General features: G+C 68.6%; 18 protein-coding genes. 2 read left to right on the plus strand and 16 right to left on the minus strand.

What is annotated here, in order from left to right:
* Nucleotides 1-6 precede the first annotated feature (6 nt).
* From frr to rpsB, 4 genes are all read right to left on the minus strand, one after another.
* On the minus strand, nt 7-564 hold the full coding sequence (frr, locus tag CGUA_RS08025; protein ID WP_290194522.1) for a ribosome recycling factor: 558 nt from the start codon (nt 562-564) through the stop codon (nt 7-9).
* 141 nt (nt 565-705) lie between these two features.
* Entirely contained in the window at nt 706-1,404 is a 699-nt protein-coding gene (pyrH, locus tag CGUA_RS08030) for a UMP kinase (RefSeq protein WP_290198350.1), read from the minus strand.
* A 289-nt stretch (nt 1,405-1,693) separates the two neighbouring features.
* Nucleotides 1,694-2,521, minus strand: coding sequence for a translation elongation factor Ts (gene tsf / locus CGUA_RS08035; protein ID WP_290194525.1), 828 nt, complete (start codon nt 2,519-2,521; stop codon nt 1,694-1,696).
* A 568-nt stretch (nt 2,522-3,089) separates the two neighbouring features.
* A complete protein-coding gene (rpsB, locus tag CGUA_RS08040) occupies nt 3,090-3,938 on the minus strand; it encodes a 30S ribosomal protein S2 (protein ID WP_290194526.1) in 849 nt (282 codons plus the stop codon).
* A 394-nt stretch (nt 3,939-4,332) separates the two neighbouring features.
* Here rpsB and CGUA_RS08045 point away from each other — a divergent pair, with 394 nt between their 5' ends.
* Together CGUA_RS08045 and CGUA_RS08050 are read left to right on the plus strand one after the other, a co-directional pair.
* Nucleotides 4,333-4,809 carry a M23 family metallopeptidase gene (locus tag CGUA_RS08045; RefSeq protein WP_290194528.1) on the plus strand — a complete coding sequence of 159 codons (477 nt, stop codon included), beginning with the start codon at nt 4,333-4,335 and terminating at the stop codon, nt 4,807-4,809.
* Nucleotides 4,810-4,829: 20 nt separating this feature from the next.
* Nucleotides 4,830-5,186: a hypothetical protein gene (locus tag CGUA_RS08050; protein ID WP_290194530.1), complete on the plus strand. Its 357-nt coding sequence runs from the start codon at nt 4,830-4,832 to the stop codon at nt 5,184-5,186.
* Here CGUA_RS08050 and CGUA_RS08055 read toward each other — a convergent pair.
* The 12 genes from CGUA_RS08055 to CGUA_RS08110 form a co-directional block, all read right to left on the minus strand.
* Complete coding sequence (locus tag CGUA_RS08055) at nt 5,149-6,066, minus strand: tyrosine recombinase XerC (RefSeq protein ID WP_290194532.1); 918 nt, start codon at nt 6,064-6,066, stop codon at nt 5,149-5,151. The two genes, CGUA_RS08050 and CGUA_RS08055, sit on opposite strands and share 38 nt — an antisense overlap.
* 51 nt (nt 6,067-6,117) lie before the next feature.
* Nucleotides 6,118-7,281 (minus strand): DNA-processing protein DprA, encoded by a 1,164-nt coding sequence (gene dprA / locus CGUA_RS08060; protein ID WP_290194533.1) that lies wholly within the window; start codon nt 7,279-7,281, stop codon nt 6,118-6,120.
* On the minus strand, nt 7,278-8,795 hold the full coding sequence (locus CGUA_RS08065) for a YifB family Mg chelatase-like AAA ATPase (protein ID WP_290194535.1): 1,518 nt from the start codon (nt 8,793-8,795) through the stop codon (nt 7,278-7,280). Before CGUA_RS08065 ends, dprA begins: the two co-directional genes overlap by 4 nt.
* Complete coding sequence (locus CGUA_RS08070) at nt 8,782-9,159, minus strand: YraN family protein (RefSeq protein ID WP_290194537.1); 378 nt, start codon at nt 9,157-9,159, stop codon at nt 8,782-8,784. The genes CGUA_RS08065 and CGUA_RS08070 overlap by 14 nt, the downstream gene beginning before the upstream one ends.
* Nucleotides 9,160-9,316: 157 nt before the next feature.
* Nucleotides 9,317-9,775: an SRPBCC family protein gene (locus tag CGUA_RS08075; RefSeq protein ID WP_290194539.1), complete on the minus strand. Its 459-nt coding sequence runs from the start codon at nt 9,773-9,775 to the stop codon at nt 9,317-9,319.
* Between the two features lie 37 nt (nt 9,776-9,812).
* Nucleotides 9,813-10,118 (minus strand): DUF2469 domain-containing protein, encoded by a 306-nt coding sequence (locus tag CGUA_RS08080; RefSeq protein ID WP_290194541.1) that lies wholly within the window; start codon nt 10,116-10,118, stop codon nt 9,813-9,815.
* The gene (locus CGUA_RS08085) at nt 10,115-10,783 is read right to left on the minus strand and encodes a ribonuclease HII (RefSeq protein WP_290194543.1); all 669 of its coding nucleotides are present in this window, start codon (nt 10,781-10,783) and stop codon (nt 10,115-10,117) included. The genes CGUA_RS08080 and CGUA_RS08085 overlap by 4 nt, the downstream gene beginning before the upstream one ends.
* Nucleotides 10,783-11,556 carry a signal peptidase I gene (gene lepB / locus CGUA_RS08090; protein ID WP_290194544.1) on the minus strand — a complete coding sequence of 258 codons (774 nt, stop codon included), beginning with the start codon at nt 11,554-11,556 and terminating at the stop codon, nt 10,783-10,785. Before lepB (CGUA_RS08090) ends, CGUA_RS08085 begins: the two co-directional genes overlap by 1 nt.
* 17 nt (nt 11,557-11,573) lie before the next feature.
* Nucleotides 11,574-12,323 (minus strand): signal peptidase I, encoded by a 750-nt coding sequence (lepB, locus tag CGUA_RS08095; protein ID WP_290194546.1) that lies wholly within the window; start codon nt 12,321-12,323, stop codon nt 11,574-11,576.
* A gap of 92 nt (nt 12,324-12,415) precedes the next feature.
* Entirely contained in the window at nt 12,416-13,795 is a 1,380-nt protein-coding gene (locus CGUA_RS08100; RefSeq protein WP_290198351.1) for a GntP family permease, read from the minus strand.
* 260 nt (nt 13,796-14,055) lie between these two features.
* On the minus strand, nt 14,056-14,406 hold the full coding sequence (rplS, locus tag CGUA_RS08105; RefSeq protein ID WP_290194548.1) for a 50S ribosomal protein L19: 351 nt from the start codon (nt 14,404-14,406) through the stop codon (nt 14,056-14,058).
* Between the two features lie 203 nt (nt 14,407-14,609).
* Nucleotides 14,610-16,139: an SDR family oxidoreductase gene (locus tag CGUA_RS08110; RefSeq protein WP_290194549.1), complete on the minus strand. Its 1,530-nt coding sequence runs from the start codon at nt 16,137-16,139 to the stop codon at nt 14,610-14,612.
* Nucleotides 16,140-16,250 lie beyond the last annotated feature (111 nt).

Below are 16,250 nucleotides of genomic sequence, written 5' to 3' on the forward strand. Positions count from 1 at the left end.
AAGGTCCTAGACCTCCATCAGCTCCTTTTCCTTGAGGGCCACGACCTCGTCGACCTTCTTGACGAAGTCATTGGTGACCTTGTCGAGCTCCTCCTCACCGGACTTGCCCTCATCCTCGCCGATCTCGCCGTCCTTGACGGCCTTCTTGATCGTGTCCATGCCCTTTCGCCGGATGTTGCGGATGGCGACCTTGCCCTCCTCCCCCTTGGACTTGGCCAGCTTGACCATGTCCTTACGACGCTCCTCGGTCAGCTGCGGGATGGTCACGCGCAGGACCTGGCCGTCGTTGGTCGGGTTGACGCCGAGGTCCGAGTTGCGGATGGCGTTCTCGATCTCATTCATGGTGGAGGGGTCATAGGGCTTGACCAGCAGCATGCGCGGCTCGGGCGCGGTGATCGACGCCATCTGCGGGATCGGGGTCAGCGAACCGTAGAACTCGGCGACCAGGCCGTTGAACATGTTCGGGTTCGCGCGACCGGTGCGGATGGTCTGCATATCCTCACGGGTGTGCTCAACGGTGGCGGTCATGGACTGCTTGGCGTTGGCGATGGTGTCCTTGATCATCTGTTTCGTCCTTAACTCTTGTGGATGCTCAGTAAGCGGGGTCGGGGCTGGGTCGCACGTGACTCCATCACCCCAGGATACGGCCTCGTCGTCCCGCGCCCGGGTAATGGCGCGAGATCCCGGGACCGGGCGAGCCCCGTGCTAGGAGGCGACCTGGGAGGAGACCAGCGTGCCGATCTGCTCGCCGGCGACGGCGCGGGCGATGTTGCCCTGCTCCAGCAGGTTGAACACCAGGATCGGCATGTCGTTGTCCATGCACAGGCTGAACGCGGTGGCGTCGGCGACCTTGAGGCCCTGCTCGATGACCTCGCGCGGGGTGATCCGGTGGTAGAGCTTCGCGTCGGGGTTCGTGCGGGGATCGGAGTCGTAGACGCCGTCGACGGCCTTGGCCAGGAAGAGGACGTCACAGCCGATCTCGAGGGCACGCTGGGCGGCGGTGGTGTCCGTGGAGAAGTAGGGCATGCCCATGCCTGCGCCGAAGATGACCACGCGGCCCTTCTCCAGGTGCCGGTCGGCACGCAACGGCAGGTAGGGCTCGGCGATCTGGGCCATGTTGATGGAGGTCTGCACGCGACAGTCGACGCCCTTCTGCTGGAGGAAGTCCTGCAGTGCCAGGGAGTTCATGACGGTGCCGAGCATGCCCATGTAGTCGGAACGGGCACGGTCCATGCCACGCTGCTGCAGCTCTGCGCCACGGAAGAAGTTTCCGCCGCCGATGACCACGGCGATCTCGGCGCCGGTGCGGGCGACCTCGGCGATCTGCTCCGCGACATTGTCGACGACGTCCGGGTCGATGCCGACGGTTCCGCCGCCGAACATCTCACCGCCCAGTTTGAGCATCACGCGCTTGTAGCCGCGCTGATTGTTGTCCGTGTTGTCCGTGCCGTGATCCTGGTCAGACGGGATGGTCACCGTGGGGTCTCCTTGGGGGGTCGAAAACGTCGGGCCGTTCCGGCGGGCGCCGACCCCCGGGTTCAGGGGCCGCCACGGTGCCGGGGCGCTGCGAGCGGTCGGGATTCATCGTACCGGTAGGCAGGTCCGAACACACTTATGCCCCGGCGACGCGACCGGCATGAAGCCGGACACACGTCCCGGGGCACTGGGTGTCTACAGCGGGGAGGTGGCGGGCTTAAGCCTGGCCGACCTCGAAGCGCTCGAAGCGGGTGATCTCGATGCCGGCGTCGTCAGCGACCTGCTTGACGGACTTCTTGGAATCGGCGACGGAGGCCTGCTCCAGCAGGACGACGTCCTTGTAGAAGCCGTTGAGACGGCCTTCGACGATCTTCGGGATGGCCTGCTCCGGCTTGCCCTCCTCGCGGGTGATCTGCTCGGCGACGGAGCGCTCCTTCTCGACGGCCTCAGCCGGGACGTCCTCGCGGGTCAGGTACTGAGCCTTGAGGGCGGCGATCTGCAGAGCGACGTTGTGGGCGCCTTCGACGGCTGCGTCACCGGAGCCGGTGTAGGCGACCAGGACGCCGACTGCGGGCGGCAGGTCGGCGGAACGCTGGTGCAGGTAGACCTCGAGGTTCTCGCCCTCGACGGTGACGGCACGGCGCGCCTCGAGCTTCTCGCCGATCTTGGCGGACATCTCGGTCAGGGCCTGCTCGACGGTCTGACCGTCGATGTCGGCGGCCAGGAGCTCCTCGGCGGAGTTGGCCTTGACCGCGGCGGCAGCCTCGGCGACCTTGTTGGCGAACTCGATGAACTCGGCGTTCTTGGCGACGAAGTCGGTCTCGGAGTTGATCTCGACCATGGTGTTGCCGGAGACGGCGACGAGGCCCTCGAGAGCGTTGCGGTCAGCACGCTTGCCGACGTCCTTGGCGCCCTGGACACGCAGAATCTCGACGGCCTTGTCGAAATCGCCGCCAGCCTCGTCGAGGGCCTTCTTGCAATCGAGCATGCCTGCACCAGTGGTATCGCGCAGCTTCTTGACGTCTGCAGCAGTGTAGTTCGCCATTGTTGGGCGTCCTCCTTATATGGGTCCTGGAAGCCTGAGTCCCGGAATAGGAACAGGTATCGGTGGAAAAAGCGTAGCCTACGCCGCGTCTGCTCGCCCGTTTCCGGGCGCGTGCCGACGCACCGGACCGTAAGTCTACGGGATCGTCAGCAGCTCCTCGGGCACCGACCATCCCTTTATACCCTGGCCGTCTCAAAGACGATCGACGGGGTCGAGGACCAGGACGGCCCAGTCCCCCGGCTCCGGCGTCGCGGGGTCTCCCCGGTGGCCGCGGTCAGGTTCGGCCCACGCCGCACACCTCGATCATCCCGGGCGACGGCTCGCCGGCAACGCCCGCTTGGCGACGCCCCGGCCCCACCTTCCCACCGTCGGCTGTCGGCCCACCGGGCCAGGGGCGCCGGGGCCGTCCGGCGACGCCTGCTCGGTCTCTCGTGGGGTCCGCCCCCGGCGGATGGGCCTGTCCCCCGCTGCCGGCCCCACTCAGCGAGTGGGAGGGCGGAAAGGGCCCAGGATCGACGTCACCCCTCACCGCCCAGGGGCGGTGAGGGGTGACGAAGGAGTCCGAGGTTTACTCGGTTGCAGCAGCCTCGACGGACTGAGCGGCCTCAGCGGCGTCGTGAGCCTCGACGTCAGCGGCGGCGACGGCGGCCTGGGCGGCCTCAGCGTCGGCAGCGGCCTTCTCGTCGGTGTCACCGGCCTGCTCGCGGGACTTGGCCAGGGCGCGCTCCTCGCGAGCCTGCTTGCCAGCGATGACGGCCTCGCCGATCACGTGGGTCAGGATCTTGTTGGAGCGGATGGCGTCGTCGTTGCCCGGAATCGGGAAGTTGACGACGTCCGGGTCACAGTTGGTGTCCAGGACAGCGACGACCGGGATGTTCAGCTTGTGAGCCTCGGCGATCGCGATGTGCTCCTTGTTGGTGTCGATGACCCACATGGCGGAGGGGACCTTCGTCATGTCGGAGATGCCACCCAGGGTGCGCTCCAGCTTGACGCGCTCGCGGTCGAGCATGAGGATTTCCTTCTTGCCGCGACCCTTGTAGCCGTCCTCGGCCTCCTCCATGGCGCGCAGCTCATGGAGACGCTTCAGGCGCTTGGAGACGGTCTGGAAGTTCGTCAGCATGCCGCCGAGCCAGCGGTGGTTGACGTACGGCATACCGACGCGGTCTGCCTCTTCCTGGACTGCTTCCTGAGCCTGCTTCTTGGTGCCGACGAAGAGAATGTTGCCACCGTGGGCGACGGTCTCCTTGACGAACTGGTATGCCTCATCGATGTAGGTCAGCGTCTGCTGCAGGTCGATGATGTAGATGCCGTTACGGTCGGTGAAGATGAAGCGCTTCATCTTCGGGTTCCAGCGACGGGTCTGGTGACCGAAGTGGACACCAGCGTCGAGGAGCTCGCGCATGGTTACGACTGCCATGGGATTTCTCCTTGTAGAGATAGTTTCGGTTGACATTGAACGTGCGGGTTTTGTCAGTTCCGCGAGCGGAAATGCTGTTGTCCTGCACCCTGGCGACAAACTGACCACCAACACCCGACATACTTGATTAGCCCCGGTGGAGGGGCTTCCTCGAGTAGTTCAGGACCACGTCGGTGGCGGAACCGGAATCATCCGGCACTTCGCCGCGCGTAGTCAGCGGTTTCCCCGGGCAAACGCCAAGAGAGCACACTGCTGGCCCAGAGCTTATCCTTTCTTCCCCGCCCGGCCAAACGGAGCCCGCCCAGGCTGTGGACGAACGACCACGTCGGCCGGGTTCTCCCCAGGTTCGCGCAACTGGCCAGCGACAGCAACCGGCGTCGGCGAGGCTGGCGGCATGCGAATCCTGCTGCTGGCATCGACCTTCTGCGTCCTCGCGCTCTCGGCCTTCGCCCCCGCCGCGAACGCGTACGTGGACCCGACCTCCGGCGAGGACCGGGCCCGCGCCGTCCTCCGCGCCGCGGACATCCCCGCCCAGAACTGGCTCCCGGGCCACCGCGGCGTCGACCTCGCGCTGGCGGTCGGCGCCGACGTCCTGGCCGCCGCAGACGGCGTCGTCGCCCACGCTGGCCACGTGGCGGGGATGCCCGTGGTCTCGATCGAGCACCCGGACGGCATCCGTACCACCTACCAGCCGGTCCAGCCGCTCGTCGCGGCCGGCGACACCGTCACCGAGGGCCAGGTCATCGGCCGCCTGGGTCTCCACCCCGGCGGCGACGACGGTCTGCACTGGGGCGCCCGGACTGCCCCCGACACCTACCTCAATCCACTCATTCTGCTGGCCAGGCCGACGATTCGATTGAAGCCGCTCTAGAAGTGATTTAGAGTTGTGTTATGCAGACCACACCCCTCCTCCGGCTGGCCTATACGCTCATGGCCGTGGGTTTCGGGGTGATGGGGTGGGCGCTGCTCTCGCGCTCGCTGGGCGCGGGAGTCTCGACGATGCTGATGGCCGCCGGCCCGATCTGCGGGGCCATCAGACTCAATTCGCTCAGTATTCCCGCTTCCAGGCTCTCGTGGCTGGTCTCATGCCTGGCAGGCTTCTCCGCCGCCGCCTTTTACGCTCTGGTCGGCCAGTGGGTCAACGCCGTGGCCTTCGGGTTGATGGCCGTCGGTTTCGGGGTGGTGGGGCTGTCCATCCCCAGCCCCTCTGTCAGGCCCGCGGATGAGCCTGCTGAAAGACGTGCCTGAGCCTCTCCGCGGACACGTGCGTGTAGACCTGGGTGGTCGACAAGCTGGCGTGGCCCAGCATTTCCTGGACGATTCGCAGGTCAGCCCCGCCCTCGAGCAGGTGCGTCGCCGCCGAGTGCCGCAGGCTGTGCGGGCTCAGCTCCCCCGCCCCGCTTTCGGAGGCGGCAGCCTCCACCACGCGGCGGACCTGGCGCTGATCAATCCTCCCGCCCCGGGCCCCGAGGAAGAGCGCCTCGTCGGCGGTGCGCGCACTGACCAGCTCCCGCCGCCCCCGGCCCAGCCACGCCTCGATGGCGTCGGCGGCAGGCTCACCGAAAGGCACGGTCCGCTGTTTGTTGCCCTTGCCGGTAACGCGGGCCACGCAGCGCACCAGATCCACGTCCCCGACGTCAAGGCCGACAAGCTCCCCGACGCGCATGCCGGTGGCGTAGAGCAGCTCCAGCATCGCCGCGTCGCGCAGCCCTTCGGGAGTGTGCTGGTCCGGCGCGGCGATTAGGTCCGCCGCCCCCTCCCGCGAGGCCACCGCAGGCAGGTGGCGATGACGCTTGGGGGTGGCCAGTCGTGCCGCGACGTCCGTTCGGAGGTGTCCCTGGCGCACCGCCCAGGCGGAGAAGGTTCTCGCGGCCGAAGTCTTGCGTGCCAGTGTTGCGCGGGCCTGGCCCTTCTCCACCGCGATCGACAACCAGGAACGAAGCCGGTTCAGCGTGAACTGTTCGAAACTGGGGACGTACTCGGCCAGGCTGAGCAGGTCGCCACGGTATGCCTTGACGGTGGCTTCGGAGCGTCCGAGGACCAGTCGCTGGTACTCAGCGAAGTCCTCGACGGCCTCTGCGACCTGGCCCGTCGGCCGCGGGTCCTGTTCGGTTGGGCGTGCACTCATGTTTTCCCAGTGTAGCGCCGCGCCCGGCGTTCCCGTCCCGGTCCATCCGGGTCAGTCCGCGGCGCGGCGCCAGGTAGTCCCCTCTCTGCGGACGAGAGACTTGCGCTCCAGTTCGACCAGCAGGTGGACGGTCAGCGCGATCGTCAGTCCGGCGTCGACGGCGATCGCATTGGCGTCGCGGGCGGCGCTGACGGTCAGTGCGTCGTAGACGCGCAGTTCGTTCCTCGACAGGGCCTGCACGACGCTGGGCCCGAAGGCCATCTCATACTGCCCGTCCGGGTCGACGCTGCCGACAGTTTCCAGCAACGACCTCACGTCGTCGGCGGTGGCCACCAGCTCCGCCCGGCCCTCCCGGATTCGGGTGTGACACCCCACGTTGTCGTTGGTCGTGACCGGCCCGGGCACCGCCATGGCCACCTTCCCCAGGCCCTCCGCCCAGGACATCGTGTTGAGCGCACCGGAGCGCCAGGGCGCCTGGGTGCACACCGTTCCCCGGGTCAGGGCCGCGACCAGCCGGTTGCGGGTGAGGAAGCGGTGACGTTGCGGGGTCGTACCGGGCGGGTACTCGCTGATCATCGCGGACCCGGAACGCACGATTCGCCCGAACAGATCCGTGTGGGCCGCCGGGTAGTCGCGGTCGAGGCCGCAGGCGGCCACTGCGATGGTTTTCCCCGGGACCGCGAGGGCCGTCTCGTGGGCGATGGCGTCCACACCCTTGGCCCCGCCGGAGACGATGGTCCACTGGTGCGCGGCCAGCCCGGCGACGATGAGGCGGGTGGCCTCACGCCCGTAGGCGGTGGCCGTGCGGGTTCCCACCACTGCCACGGCCTGGGCCAGTAACGGTTGCAGCGGGGCACCCCGGACCCACAGGGCGTGGGGCGGGACGGCGTCGGCCTGGTGGGAGCGCAGGTGGGGGCTCAGTCCGCTGGCGGCGAAGCCGAAGGCCAGGTCCAGCTGCTCGGTCGGCCATTCCTCGTCTTCGGGCGTGAGGAGCCGCACGCCGGCGGCGTGGGCGAGTTCCAGGTCCTCCGCCGCCCGGTTCCAGGCGTGGCGGGCCTCGGTTGCGGGACCGAGTTCGCCGAGCCAGGACGTCCGTGTGCGGACGCCGTGGGCGATCTCCTCGGCGTCACGTCCGGATGCGAGCAGCGCCTGCAGCGGGCGAGAGGGCCCCTCGACGACCCGGTTGAGGTAGGCCCAGGCGTGGCGGGCGATCATGCCGTCACCTCCGCCCCGGCACGCAGTTCCAGGGCCCGCGCGACGTGATCGATGTCGGGCCGGCCGGCGGCGTCGAGGTCGCAGATGGTCCAGGCCAGCCGCAGCGTCTTGTCGACGCCGCGTTGGCTGATCGCCCCGTCCGCGAGGTAGGCGGAGATCAGCGCCATCCCCGCCTCGTCGGCAGGTGCGTGACGGCGCAGGTGCGCCCCGGCCACGTCGCCGTTGACCAGCGCCCGGAGGTGGTGGCGTCCCCAGCGGTGCTGGGCCCGCTCGCGGGCCGCCCCGACACGGGCGGCGATGGTGGCGCTGGGCTCCTCCCCCTCCGCGTTGACCACCGCCCCCGCCAGTCCGAGGTGGACGGTCATGTCCAGGCGGTCCCGCAGCGGGCCCGAGAGGTTGGCGAGGTAGCCCGCCCGCTGCGCCGACGTGCAGGTGCAGGAGGTGGGCTTCTCCGCGCCGCACAGGCAGGGGTTGGCGGCCAGAATCAGCTGGAAGCGGGCCGGGAAAGTGACCTCCCGGCGCGCCCTGATGATGCGGACCCGGCCGTGCTCCAGGGGCGTGCGGAGTCCGTCGAGGACGCGGGCCGGTATCTCGCTGGCTTCGTCGAGGAAGAGGATGCCGTGGTGGGCGAGGCTGACGGCGCCGGGGCGCGGGTGCCCCGCCCCGCCGCCGAGCAGGGCTGCCCTGGTCACCGAGTGGTGGGGCGCGACGAAGGGGGCGTGGCGGACGGCGGCGTCCACCATGCCGGCGACGGAATGGACGGCGGTGGCCTCAATGGACTGGGTCTGGGTCAGGGGCGGAAGGATTGACGGGAGCCGTTCGGCGATCATGGACTTGCCCGAGCCGGGTGGTCCGATCATGAGCAGGTGGTGTCCTCCCGCGGCCGCGATCTCGGCGGCCCGGCGGGCGCCCGGCTGGCCGGCGATGTCGGCGAAGTCGGCGGCCGGTGGCCGCTGCGCCGCCGTGCCGGAGCGCCCGGCGCGGGGCAGCTCCCCCTCGCCGACGGCCCAGCACCAGACCTCGGCCAGCGACTGCGCCAGCAGGACGTCGTGTCCGGCCAGCAGCGCCGCCTCCGCGGCGTTGCCGGCGGGGATGACCACGGTCCGCACAGCGTTGCCGCGGTCCCGGGCGGCGAGCAGCGCCGGGAGCACCCCGGACACGGGTCTGACGCTGCCGTCCAGGCCGAGTTCGCCGAGGACGAGCGCGTCGGCAAGCCGACGGGCGGCGAAGGGGTCCCGGGCGGCGAGCACCGAGAGGGCGATGGGCAAGTCAAAGTGGGAGCCGGCCTTGGGCAGGTCGGCTGGCGACAGGGAGACGACGATCTTGGTCTTGGGCCACTCCAGCGTGCTGTTGGCGACGGCGGTGCGGATTCGGTCGCGCGATTCACGCACGGCGGCGTCACCGAGCCCGACGACGTACATCCCGGGCAGCCCGGGGCCGATGTTGGCCTCGACGGTGACCGGGCGGGCGGTGACTCCATCGAGCGCGGTGGTCAGGGTGCTAGCGAGCGCCACTGTCGACTCCCTCGTAGAGGGTCACATCGAACTCGTCCCCGGTCGTGCGGGAGACGACGAGTTCTGCGACGTCGAAACGGCACGCCTGCCAGTGCCGACCGCCCAGCCAGCGGGCGGCCGTGCGGCGCATACGGGCGAACTTCCGACCGCTGACGGCCTCCGCTCCCCCGAACCCCCGGCCAGAGCGGGTCTTGACCTCGACGAAGACGACTTCACCGCCCGGCGACCGGAGGACGAGGTCGAGCTCCCCCACGTCGTAGCGGACATTGCGGTCGAGCAGGACGTATCCCTGACTGATGTAGTGGGCGGCGGCGGCGTCCTCGCCCCGTCGCCCCAGTTCCGAGTTGGTGGTGCTGGTTGCCATGAACTCCCCCGAGTCTCTGTGCTGGTCTGTGTCCGCAGCATGGCACGGGACCGGGACACCGGAGGAACGGCACGACCGGGCCTGTGGACAACGCCACCGCCGGACGAACCTGTCCACAGGCCAGCCCGGCGGTGCGCGCGCAATCTCCCCCAGACGTCTACGATTCGGTGGCCCTCCGTAGCCCGCGGCGACCGGCCGCCATGACCACCGCATGCGCCCACCGTGCCAGCAGCCGGAACCTCCCGATCAGGCGACGCCTGGTCACCACGCACCACATGATGTCGACCCGGGTTCCGCTGCCGTGGGCAGCGGTGAGGACGCTGCCGACGCCGCGCAGGTCACCGTCCACCGTGAATCGGGCGCTGTGGCGCGGAGTCTCGCTCAGAAGGGTGAGCACGAGATTGAGCCGATACCCCAGTGGGCTGCGGACCTCGAGCCAGGCGGTGCCGTCCCGTCGGAGGCTGCGCGTCATCCCGTGCCACCACTGCGACCATGAGGAGATCTCGGCGAGCACTTCCCAGACCCGGTCCTCCGCAGCCGGAATCCACCAGGTCGAATCGAGGTGGAACACGGTCGATTCGCCCGGGCGGGACAGGATGTGCTCGTGCGCGGTCACGCCACCAGCATACGAGTCCGTCCGACGTCTGCAGCCGCTACTTGGGCGGGAGAATGTCCGGCTTGTCCAGTTCCTCGATGTTGACGTCCTTGTAGGTGATGACGCGGGCGTAGCGCACGAAGCGGGCGGAACGGTACATGTCCCAGACCCAGGCGTCGGACATGCGGACCTCGTAGTAGACGTCCGGGCCCTGGGTGTGCGGGATAAGTTCGACGGCGTTGGCCAGGTAGAAACGTCGTTCGGTCTCCACCACGTAGGAGAACTGGCTGACGACGTCCCGGTACTCGCGGTACAGGGACAGCTCCACCTCAGCTTCGTAGTTGTCGAGCTCTTCTGCGCTCACGTGCCTGCCTCCTCGGGGTTTAACGACTGGTCTGCCAGGTATTCTGCGTGGGCCCTGGCAACGTTGGCATAAGTGTATCGGTGGACGGGGCTGGCCCCGTGGTGGCGCACCGCATCCAGGTGGGTCTTCGTGGAATAGCCCTTGTGCCCGGCGAAGCCGTAGTTGGGGTGGGCGTCGGCAAGCTCGCCCATGAGTCGGTCACGGGTGACTTTCGCGATGACGCTGGCTGCGGCGATGCAGCGGGCGGTCTGGTCGCCGCCCAGCATGCCGATGTGCGGGACGGTCAGCCCCGGCACGTGCCAGGCGTCGGTGAGGACGTAACCGGGGGCGGGGTCGAGGAGGGCGACGGCCCGGCGCATGCCGTCGATGTTGGCGGTCTGGATTCCGCGCTCATCGATGGCCCGGTTGTCGATGGAGACGACGGACCAGGCCACCGCGTACTTCGTGACCAGGGGGTAGAGCTTCTCACGCAGCGTCGGGGTGAGCTTCTTGGAGTCGGTGAGTCGATCGAGTTCGGCGATGGTGCGGTCCGGCATCACGCACGCGGCGATCGTGATCGGCCCGGCGCAGGCCCCGCGTCCGGCCTCGTCGACGCCGGCGACCGGCCCCAGCCCAGCCCTGGACAGCGCGACCTCCCAGGTGCGCAATTGTTTCAACCGGCGCATCAGGACTGCTGGGGCTGGATGTCCGGGTCGTCGACGCCGCCGACGCGGCTGAAGGGCAGGACGATCCAGCGGACTTTGCCGCGGATGTTCTCCTCGGGAATGGCGCCCTGATGCGGGTCTCCGACGTGGTAGCGCGAGTCCATGGAGTTGGTGCGGTTGTCGCCCATCAGCCAGTAGGAGTTCGCCGGGACGGTGATCGGGCCGAAGTAGTCGCCGCCGCAGGCCTCGGAGCCGGTGGCCGGGTTGATCTGGTATTCCGCCGGCGCCAGCGTGTAGGACTGGTCGATCGGCGCCCCGTCGACCATGACGGCCGGATCGTCCTCCTGGCAGGACACGGTCTGACCGCCGGTGGCGATGACGCGTTTGACCAGGTTGTTCTCGTCAGGTGCGACGATGCCGAAGTAGGACCCTAGGTTCTGCATCGTGCGCACCGCGACATTCTCGGAGCGGTTCGAGGTGTAGGCCGTGTTCCAGGACTCGGTGCCCTCGTAGACCACCACGTCACCCGGTTCCGGGTCGGAGAAGCGGTAGGACACCTTCTCCACGAAGATCCGGTCTCCGGTGCAGCCCTCGCAGCCGTGCAGCGTCGGCTCCATCGATCCGGAGGGGATGACGTAGAGACGGCCGATCAGCGCGTAGAAAACCGCCAGCAGGACGAACGCCCAGAGAACGGAGTAGAGGTAGTCGCGGTACCAGGGCCGCCCGGTCTCCCCCGTCCGGCGTCGTCGGTCGCGGGGACCCCGGCGCGGGTTCTGGAAGGCTGAGGTAGTCACGGGAGGAAACCTTAGCCCTAGGCGGCCTGCTGGGGCTGAATCGCCGGGTCGGCCACGGCGCCGATACGGCTGAAGGGGAAGACGATCCACTGGACCTTCCCGCGGACGTTCTCCTCCGGGATCGCGCCGTTGTAGGGGTCGTTGGTGTGGTAGCGAGAGTCCAGGGAGTTGGTGCGGTTGTCGCCCATCATGAAGTAGGTGCCCTCGGGGACCTCGACCGGCCCGAAGTACATGCCGCCGCAGGCCTCGGAGCCGACCGCCGGGTCCACCGGGTACTCGGCCGGCTGCAGGGTGTAGGAGTGGTCGGTGGGCTGTCCGTCGACCATCACGGCCGGGTCGCCCGCCTGGCAGGACACGGTCTGACCCCCTTCAGCGATGATGCGCTTGACCAGGATGTTTTCGTCGGGGGCGACGAAGCCGACGAACTCACCGACCTCCTGCAGACCGTAAATGACGGGGTTGTCGGAGCGGTTCGCGCTCCAGCCCGCGTTCCAGGAGTCGGTGCCGGCGAAGACGATGACGTCACCCGGTTCGGGGTCGGAGGCGTAGTAGCTGATCTTCTCAGCGACGATGCGGTCGCCGGTGCAGCCCGCGCAACCGTGCAGCGTCGGCTCCATCGAGGCTGAGGGAATGACGTACATGCGGCCGACGAACGTGGAGACCAGGCCGAGAACCACCAGGGTGGCGAGAAAAACGACGATCGTCTCCAGCCAGGCGGGCATGACGCCGGTCTTCTCGGTGGCCGCTTCTCCGTGTTCGTGTGTCATGGAGATGCAGCCTAGTCGGCCCCCGGGCGTAACCGGGGCAGCCCCTCAGGAAACCGGGTCCGGCGGACGCTGCCCCGGGCGTCGTCGGCGCGTCAGAAGATGAGGAAGAGCGCGGCCGCCAGAACGAAGGCCATGAGCGATTCGAAAGTCTGCTGCACCGTCCACGTGCGCAGCGTGGTTTTGACGTCCATGCCAAAGAGCCGGCCGACCAGCCAGAAGCCGGAGTCGTTGACGTGGGAGGCGATGACGGAGCCGGCGGCGCAGGCGATGGTGATGGCGACGATCTGCATGTCGGAGTAGCCGCCGGCGAGCACGGCCGGGGCCATGAGGCCGGCGGCGGTGGTCAGCGCGACAGTGGCGGAGCCCTGGGCGACGCGCAGGATGGCGGCAACCAGGTAGACGGCGAGGATGACCGGAATGCCGATGCCGTTGAGGACGTCGGCCAGCGCGTCACCGATTCCGGAGGAGCGCAGGACCCCGCCGTACATGCCGCCGGCGCCGGTGATGAAGACGACCGAGGCGATCGGGCCGAGCGCGGAGTCGAGGAGCTTCTCCAGGGCGGTGCCGGTGGTGCCGCGACGGGTTCCCAGGACGGGGATGGCGACCAGGACGGAGATCAGCAGAGCGACGCCGGACTTGCCAAGCATGGTGAAGGCCTCCGCCCACATTTCCTCCCCGGTGACCAGGCCCGCTTTGGTGGCGAAGTCGACGCCGGTGTTGAGGAAGATGAGCAGCATCGGCAGCAGGAGCATGGCGATGACCGTGCCGACCTTCGGCGGATTCTTGATCTCCTCGGTTTCCCGGCCGAAGATCGCACCGGCGACGGTGGTGAAGGGATACCTCCTGGCGACGAACTTGCCCCAGAGGTAGCCGGTCACGTAGAAGGTCGGCAGGGCGATGAGAATGCCGGCGATGATGAGCAGGCCCAGGTTGGTGCCGAAGAAGGTGGAGGCGGCGACCGGCCCCGGGTGCGGCGGAACGAAGACGTGCATGACGGAGAAGGCGACCGCGGTGGGCAGGGCGTAGAGCAGGATGGGGCCGTGGAGACGCCGGGCCACGGCGAAGATGATCGGCAGCATGACGACCAGGCCCGCGTCGAAGAACATCGGGAAGCCCAGGAAGAGCGCGGCGACGCCGAGGGCCAGGGGCGCTCTCTTCTCGCCGAAACGCCTGATCATGGTGTCGGCCAGCACCTGGGCGCCGCCGGAGTGCTCGATGAGTTTGCCCAGCATGGCGCCGAGACCGACCAGAATGCCCACGTCACCCAGGGTGGCGCGGAAGCCCTGCATGGAGACGTCGTACACGGCCCCCAGGGGGATGCCGGTGGCGATCGCGGTCAGGATGGATACCAGTACCAGCGTGATGAAGGCATGAAGCTTGAACTTGATGATGAGGATGAGAATCAGCGCGATTCCCGCCGCGGCGATGCCGAGGAGGGGGCCCGCGCCGAGCGTCTGCTCCCAGGTTTCCATGAGGTCCATGTGCTCTCCAGTGGCTCGGGTCCCGCCGGCGCCGCCCCTCGGGGGATGCGGGACGACACAGGACGGGGCCGGATGTGGTTATTACCACCTCAACGTAACACCAGCCCCATCCCCCGGAGAGCTTTTCGGCGAAAACCGACCCGTAGAAACCGGGCCGGGCCGGAAACGGTGAAACCCGCCGTCGACAGGCATGACACCTGGCGACGGCGGGTGACCGCTCACCCGGGGACCGGTGGCCCCCGGGGCGAGAACTAGCGGCGCTCCTTGATGCGGGCTGCCTTGCCGCGCAGCTCGCGCATGTAGTACAGCTTGGCGCGACGAACGTCGCCACGACGGACGACGTCGATCTTGGCCAGGTTCGGGGAGTGAACCGGGAAGGTGCGCTCGACGCCGATACCGAAGGAGACCTTACGGACGGTGAAGGTCTCGCGGATGCCGGAGCCCTGACGACGGACGACGAAGCCCTTGAAGAGCTGGGTACGCTCGGTGGCGCCCTCGATGACCTTGACGTGAACGTCGAGGGTGTCACCCGGACGGAAATCCGGGATGTCGTCGCGGACCTGCGACTGATCGATCTTCTCGATGAGTTTGTTCTGGCTCATGATGATTCCTTTGTGCATTCGGGACAGAGGACCCTGGCGGCATTTCCGTGGCTCACGCCTGGCGCTCAACCGGTTCGTATCCGTGTACTGTGATGCATCCTGACCAGAGCGAATCTGGGCAGTCAACCGCGCAATTCTCCCACACTCTCCCGGACGGGGCCAAATCCCCCGTCAGGGATGATCGAACAACCACCGGTCCGGGGTCACGACCTGCGCGCCTCCCGTCGCGCCCGCGCCGCCCGGAGGATGTTGTCGCGCATCACGGGGAAGATGAGCGCGTGAAACGGCAGCAGCGCGATCCAGTAGGCCCGCCCCAGCAGTCCGTTGGGGACGTCGACCGCCGTCTGCGTGTACCGGGACGTACCCGTTTCCTCGCCCTCGACGACGTCGAAGACTAGCCAGGCGGTGCCGCCGACGTTCATCTCGGCGCGGAGGATCAGGCGGTTCGGCGGCTCGATCGCCTCGACCCGCCACCAGTCGAGCCGGTCCCCGACCGCCAGCCGGCGCGCGTCCCGCCGCCCGCCCAGCCCGGGACCGCCCAGGAGCTTGTCGATGACTCCGCGCACCGTCCACAGCAGCGGGACGGAATACCAGCCGCTGTCCCCGCCGATGCCCTCCACCACCGCGAACACGTCCTCCACGGGGGCGTCGATCTCCCCGGAGCGCTCGTCGGTGAACACCGTCCGGCCCGCCCATTCCGGGTCCGTCGGCAACGACTGCTCCGGGATCACCGAGCCGCCCCACGCGCCCCGCCAGTTGGTGGGGATGACGTCGTCGCGCTGCCGGTCCAGCGCGCGGCGCACGGCCGTCGGATAGTCGGCCAGCCCGCCGGGCGGGTCGGGGATGATCTCGGCGACCCGGTGGTCGGCGGTGACCGCGTCCTCCGCCATCGACTGCGCCAGGGGGATGGCCAGTTTCACGGGAACCGGCGTGACCAGGCCGATCCACAGCCCCGAGGCCGCATTGGCGAAGCGGGGCAGGCGCAGGCCGACGATGCGCCGCTCGAGTCCCAGCTCCCTCCCGTACAGGGTGAGCAGCTCCTTGAACTGGTAGACGTGTCCGCCCCCGATGTCCACGGCGTCGTTGACCGGCGACGGCAGATCCGCGGCGGCCACCAGGTAGTAGAGCACGTCCCGGACACTGATCGGTTCGATGTCGTTGTCGATCCAGTTCGGGGCCGTCATGACGGGCAGCCGGTCGGTCAGGTGCCGGATGATCTCGAAGGACGCCGAGCCCGACCCGATGATCACCCCGGCACGAAACACCAGCGTCGGGACCTCCCCGGCCAGCAGACGCCGCGCCACCCGCTCCCGGGAGCGCATGTGCTTGCTCAGCTCCGCCGGCTCGCGGTCCGGGTGCAGCCCGGAGAGGTAGACCAGCTGCCCCACCCCGGCCGCCGCCGCGGCGGTGGCGACGTTGTCGGCCACGAACGCCTCGGTGCGCTCGAAATCGACGACGCCGGCCCCCATCGAGTGGACGAGGTAGTAGGCCACGTCGACGTCGGCCATGAGCGCGGCCAGGTCCTCCGGTCGGGTCAGGTCCGCCTCCACCGCCTCCACGCTGTCGAACCAGTCGAACCGGCGCATCGATTCCAGTCGACGAGACGTGGCACGCACCGTGAACCCGGCGTTGAGCAGCTCCGGAATGAGCCGGCCGCCGACGTATCCGGTGGCGCCGGTGACCAGGACCCGCCGGGCGGGATGATGGGCGCGGTATCCGGTGGTGGAATTCATCACACCAGGCTACGCCCGCGGACGGGCTGGCGCGAGGAGCCCGGAGGAGCGGCCCGGGGCCAGCGCCGCGCTCACCCGAATAGGGTCACGCCCCCGCTCATCCGTCCCCCG

It is taken from the genome of Corynebacterium guangdongense (genome assembly GCF_030408915.1).
GTDB classification, from domain to species: Bacteria; Actinomycetota; Actinomycetes; order Mycobacteriales; family Mycobacteriaceae; genus Corynebacterium; species Corynebacterium guangdongense.

What these genes read in the sequence shown, in the direction of transcription:
- CGUA_RS08055 (WP_290194532.1), bottom strand. Translation starts at nt 6,066, where the DNA reads ATGAGTGCACGCCCAACCGAACAGGACCCGCGGCCGACGGGCCAGGTC.
- CGUA_RS08045 (WP_290194528.1), top strand. Translation starts at nt 4,333, where the DNA reads ATGCGAATCCTGCTGCTGGCATCGACCTTCTGCGTCCTCGCGCTCTCG.
- CGUA_RS08110 (WP_290194549.1), bottom strand. Translation starts at nt 16,139, where the DNA reads ATGAATTCCACCACCGGATACCGCGCCCATCATCCCGCCCGGCGGGTC.
- tsf (WP_290194525.1), bottom strand. Translation starts at nt 2,521, where the DNA reads ATGGCGAACTACACTGCTGCAGACGTCAAGAAGCTGCGCGATACCACT.
- pyrH (WP_290198350.1), bottom strand. Translation starts at nt 1,404, where the DNA reads ATGCTCAAACTGGGCGGTGAGATGTTCGGCGGCGGAACCGTCGGCATC.
- rplS (WP_290194548.1), bottom strand. Translation starts at nt 14,406, where the DNA reads ATGAGCCAGAACAAACTCATCGAGAAGATCGATCAGTCGCAGGTCCGC.
- CGUA_RS08100 (WP_290198351.1), bottom strand. Translation starts at nt 13,795, where the DNA reads ATGGAAACCTGGGAGCAGACGCTCGGCGCGGGCCCCCTCCTCGGCATC.
- CGUA_RS08050 (WP_290194530.1), top strand. Translation starts at nt 4,830, where the DNA reads ATGCAGACCACACCCCTCCTCCGGCTGGCCTATACGCTCATGGCCGTG.
- dprA (WP_290194533.1), bottom strand. Translation starts at nt 7,281, where the DNA reads ATGATCGCCCGCCACGCCTGGGCCTACCTCAACCGGGTCGTCGAGGGG.
- frr (WP_290194522.1), bottom strand. Translation starts at nt 564, where the DNA reads ATGATCAAGGACACCATCGCCAACGCCAAGCAGTCCATGACCGCCACC.
- CGUA_RS08070 (WP_290194537.1), bottom strand. Translation starts at nt 9,159, where the DNA reads ATGGCAACCAGCACCACCAACTCGGAACTGGGGCGACGGGGCGAGGAC.
- lepB (WP_290194546.1), bottom strand. Translation starts at nt 12,323, where the DNA reads ATGACACACGAACACGGAGAAGCGGCCACCGAGAAGACCGGCGTCATG.
- rpsB (WP_290194526.1), bottom strand. Translation starts at nt 3,938, where the DNA reads ATGGCAGTCGTAACCATGCGCGAGCTCCTCGACGCTGGTGTCCACTTC.
- CGUA_RS08085 (WP_290194543.1), bottom strand. Translation starts at nt 10,783, where the DNA reads ATGCGCCGGTTGAAACAATTGCGCACCTGGGAGGTCGCGCTGTCCAGG.